The following is a 3,189-nucleotide window of genomic DNA, read 5'->3' as shown; positions in this document are numbered from 1 at the left end:
AAGTTCATTGACATGTTGAGCAGAAATTGTAACAGACGTGATACGGAAGTATCACAATAAGTAGAAGTAAGTGAATAAGGGCGCACGGGGGATGCCTAGGCTCTCAGAGGCGAAGAAGGACGTGATAAGCTGCGAAAAGCTACGGGGATCGGCCAATGCGATTTGATCCGTAGATGTCCGAATGGGGCAACCCAGTCTATAAGACTATTCCGTAAGGAAAGCGAACGTGGGGAACTGAAACATCTAAGTACCCATAGGAGGAGAAAATAATAATGATTCCGTAAGTAGTGGCGAGCGAAAGCGGAACAGCCCAAACCTATTATGTTACGGCATAATGGGGGTTGTAGGACCTGTATAATTGATAACAATCCGACGAGAATAGCGTGGGAAAGCTAACCAGAGGGGGTGAGAGTCCCGTATTGGAAGGATTGTTTGAGAGACGGGTATCCTGAGTAGGTCGGGACCGGAGAAATCCCGATTGAAACTGCCGGCACCATCCGGTAAGGCTAAATACTCCTGAGAGACCGATAGTGAACTAGTACCGTGAGGGAAAGGTGAAAAGTACCGTGAATAACGGGGTGAAATAGAACCTGAAACCGTGCGCTTACAAGCGGTCGGAGCTACTTTGTGTAGTGACGGCGTGCCTTTTGCATAATGAGCCTACGAGTTACTCCTCATCGGCAAGGGTAAGGTATTAAGTACCGCACCCGGAGCGAAAGCGAGTCTGAAAGGGCGATTGAGTCGGTGGGGGTAGACGCGAAACCTAGTGATCTACCCATGGCCAGGTTGAAGTTGTGGTAACACACAATGGAGGACCGAACCGATAAACGTTGAAAAGTTTCCGGATGAGCTGTGGGTAGGGGTGAAAGGCTAATCAAACTGGGAAATAGCTCGTACTCCCCGAAATGTTTTTAGGAACAGCGTCGTGAATTGTATGATGGAGGTAGAGCTACCGATAGGACTAGGGGGAGTCAAATCCTACCAAATCCTGACGAACTCCGAATGCCATCATATAGAAGCGGCAGTGAGGGCTTGGGTGCTAAGGTCCAAGTCCGAGAGGGAAAGAACCCAGACCTTCCGCTAAGGTCCCAAAATCTATGTTAAGTTGAACAAAGGTGGTCCAGTTGCAGAGACAGCCAGGAGGTTAGCTTGGAAGCAGCTATTCCTTTAAAGAGTGCGTAACAGCTCACTGGTCGAGCGACAGGGCGTCGATAATAATCGGGCATCAAACATAGTACCGAAGCGAAGGATTCGACACTGATTTATCAGTGCGAGTGGTAGGGGAGCATTCCAACGACAGTGAAGGTATGGCGTCAGCCGTGCTGGAGTTTTTGGAAAAGCAAATGTAGGCATAAGTAACGATAATGCGGGCGAGAAACCCGCACACCGTAAGACCCAGGTTTCCTGATCAACGCTAATCGGATCAGGGTTAGTCGGGACCTAACGCGAACCCGAAAGGGGTAGTGGATGGACAATGGATTAATATTTCCATACTAATTATACAGGTGAAGGAGTGACGGAGTGATGAAAGATCCGCGCGGTGACGGAATACCGCGTTAAAGGTAGTAGGTATTGGACCCATAGTTAAATGCGTGGGTTTAGCCGAAGCTGATAGTACTGAGCGTTTACGGACAATCAGATAGTGATCCTAAGGGCTTCCAAGAAAAACTTCTAGCGTTAAGCGTATAATTACCCGTACCGCAAACCGACACAGGTGGTCGAGGAGAGTATCCTAAGGTGCTCGAGTGAATCATGGCTAAGGAACTCGGCAAAATAGCCCTGTAACTTCGGGAGAAGGGGCGCCTCTGGCAACAGAGGCCGCAGTGAAGAGGCCCAGGCGACTGTTTAACAAAAACACATGGCTTTGCAAAGTTTAAAGACTAAGTATAAGGCCTGACACCTGCCCGGTGCTGGAAGGTTAAGAGGGGATGTTATCGTAAGAGACGCATTGAATCGAAGCCCCAGTAAACGGCGGCCGTAACTATAACGGTCCTAAGGTAGCGAAATTCCTTGTCGGGTAAGTTCCGACCTGCACGAATGGTGTAACGATCTGGGCACTGTCTCAGCCATGAGCTCGGTGAAATTGTAGTCGCGGTGAAGATGCCGCGTACCCGCAACGGGACGGAAAGACCCCATGCACCTTTACTGCAACTTAGTATTGGTACTGGACAAATGATGTGTAGGATAGGTGGGAGACTTTGAAGCGGGTTCGCTAGGATTCGTGGAGTCACTGTTGAAATACCACCCTTTGTTTGTTTGGTATCTAACCCCTGTATAGGGGGACATTGCTTGGTGGGTAGTTTGACTGGGGTGGTCGCCTCCAAAAGGATAACGGAGGCTTCCAAAGGTTCCCTCAGTACGCTTGGTAACCGTACGAGGAGTGCAATAGCATAAGGGAGCTTGACTGTAAGGCCGACAAGCCGAGCAGGGTGGAAACACGGGTATAGTGATCCGGCGGTTTTGAATGGAAGAGCCGTCGCTCAAAGGATAAAAGGTACGCTGGGGATAACAGGCTGATCTCCCCCAAGAGCTCATATCGACGGGGAGGTTTGGCACCTCGATGTCGGCTCGTCACATCCTGGGGCTGAAGAAGGTCCCAAGGGTTGGGCTGTTCGCCCATTAAAGTGGCACGCGAGCTGGGTTCAGAACGTCGTGAGACAGTTCGGTCCCTATCTGTTGCGGGCGTGGGAAGTTTGCGAGGACCTGACCTTAGTACGAGAGGACCGGGTTGGACTGACCGCTGGTGTACCGGTTGTGATGCCAATTGCATTGCCGGGTAGCTACGTCGGGAAGAGATAAGCGCTGAAAGCATCTAAGTGCGAAACTCCCCTCAAGATGAGACTTCCAAATAGGGCCGTCAGAGACGATGACGTTGATAGGCTATAGGTGTAAAGGCAGTAATGTCATAGCCGAGTAGTACTAATTGCCCAAAAGCTTACGCTACGTTTGTTACAGTTTCTGCAAAAACATGTTGTTTACTTAAGATATTAGACAAAAGACGCCGGACAAGAGATGGTTGAGATACGAAAGAGATCTTGCTACTTGTGAGAGCACTTGAAGTCTTCCAATTTAGGCGGCCTAGCGCAGGGGTCCCACCTCTTCCCATCCCGAACAGAGAAGTTAAGCCCTGCAGCGCCGATGGTACTGGGGTTACACCCGGGAGAGTAGGTCGCCGCCTCATTTATTCAA

2 rRNA genes are annotated in these 3,189 nt (G+C 50.0%); both read left to right on the top strand.

What is annotated here, in order from left to right:
• Positions 1–64: 64 nt before the first annotated feature.
• Positions 65–2,943, top strand: a 23S ribosomal RNA gene (locus ESV85_RS22050).
• Between the two features lie 126 nt (positions 2,944–3,069).
• Positions 3,070–3,181, top strand: a 5S ribosomal RNA gene (gene rrf / locus ESV85_RS22045).
• Positions 3,182–3,189: the final 8 nt, after the last annotated feature.

It is taken from the genome of Algoriphagus aquimarinus, from assembly GCF_007997215.1.
In the GTDB taxonomy this organism is placed as follows: domain Bacteria; phylum Bacteroidota; class Bacteroidia; order Cytophagales; family Cyclobacteriaceae; genus Algoriphagus; species Algoriphagus aquimarinus_A.
Note: the sequence above shows the minus strand (reverse complement) of the source record. Positions and strands in the feature narration are given on the sequence as shown.